The organism is Moorena sp. SIO4E2 (assembly GCF_010671945.1).
GTDB classification, from domain to species: Bacteria; Cyanobacteriota; Cyanobacteriia; order Cyanobacteriales; family Coleofasciculaceae; genus Moorena; species Moorena producens.
In genome coordinates this window covers 1-1,149 of record NZ_JAAHIE010001355.1, presented here as the reverse complement: position 1 = coordinate 1,149, position 1,149 = coordinate 1, and the positions used below count along the sequence as shown (strand labels likewise).

2 protein-coding genes are annotated in these 1,149 nt (G+C 49.2%); one reads left to right on the top strand and one right to left on the bottom strand.

The window, feature by feature from the left end; genetic code table 11:
* Positions 1–307 (bottom strand): transposase family protein (locus F6K37_RS43640; protein ID WP_287257379.1); only part of this gene is annotated, 307 nt, incomplete at its 3' end.
* A gap of 250 nt (positions 308–557) precedes the next feature.
* Here F6K37_RS43640 and F6K37_RS43635 point away from each other — a divergent pair.
* Positions 558–962 carry a hypothetical protein gene (locus tag F6K37_RS43635; protein ID WP_287257378.1) on the top strand — a complete coding sequence of 135 codons (405 nt, stop codon included), beginning with the start codon at positions 558–560 and terminating at the stop codon, positions 960–962.
* Positions 963–1,149 lie beyond the last annotated feature (187 nt).

Below are 1,149 nucleotides of genomic sequence, written 5' to 3'. Positions count from 1 at the left end.
TAGAGGGAATCAAACTATATTGTTGACTCCATTGATTAAACACAAGTTGGAGTTCTTCGTAATCTAAATTAATCATAACTCTTCTGATTGCTGAATAAGAAGGAACACGAGCAAAAGGAATTTGAAGTCTACTAATTAATTCTCTGCGGTGGCGTTCCACAAATCTACCCAATTGTCGATAACCCCAATAACCACTCATCATCCCCATAATGATAATTAGAAGCACTAGCCATAGAGGATGACGACGACCATGAGGACTGCGATGATCAGGTATTTCCTTAAGATAGTCGATTAAGCTTTTCTCCATGATTATAGTCTATAAGGGAAATTAGCGGGATTTTTCCGGCTATTTCTTCAAAATACACCTGTTTACTCTATAATGAAACAGCCCTGCCGTCCTTACAGGGCGGGGAGTGTCAAAACGAGCACAAGAAAAACGGTGCCCCGGTGTGCGGCTCGTTCAAGCCGCATATAACAGCCGCTCCCTTTCCCTGTATACAAAACTCGGCTTCAATGTACGTGAGCTACTGGCCAACCTTCAAGGACAGCCACTCGGCTTGACGATACCAGGCCGCACCGTTCGTCCGGTGACTGAGGCCGACCTTGCTGCCTGTAATCAACTTTGCGATCGCATTCATGGTCATGACCGGGGGTGGGAACTGAAGGAATATGTCGCTCGGGGCATGGCAACCCTTGTCGAGTGTGATGGGCGCATATCGGGCTACGCCACCGAAATTGGCTTCTTCGGCCACGCTGTTGGGGAGAATAATGAGGACTTAAAGGCTCTGATTGGGGCAGCTCCAGCGTTCGGTGGGTCGGGCTTTTATGTTCCAATTAGTAACCCTGACCTATTCCGTTGGTGTTTGAACCATGGCTTGCGTCTCATCCAGACGGAAACCTTGATGAGCCTTGGCCTGTATAACCAACCAGCCGGGGCCTTTTTACCATCCGCCCTTTATTAAAAGCAGCTAGGTTAATGCGATTGACATGCAGGTCACGCTACGCTCCGGAAGCGTTTCGGCAAAGCCGACGCTACGCGAACGCAAAGCGTGGCCTACGGCCTCAGCTTCCGCGCTTTTGCGATTGACATGCAGGTCACGCTACGCGATCGCATTACCTGTAGCTGCGGACTGACGTAATGCATCTGCA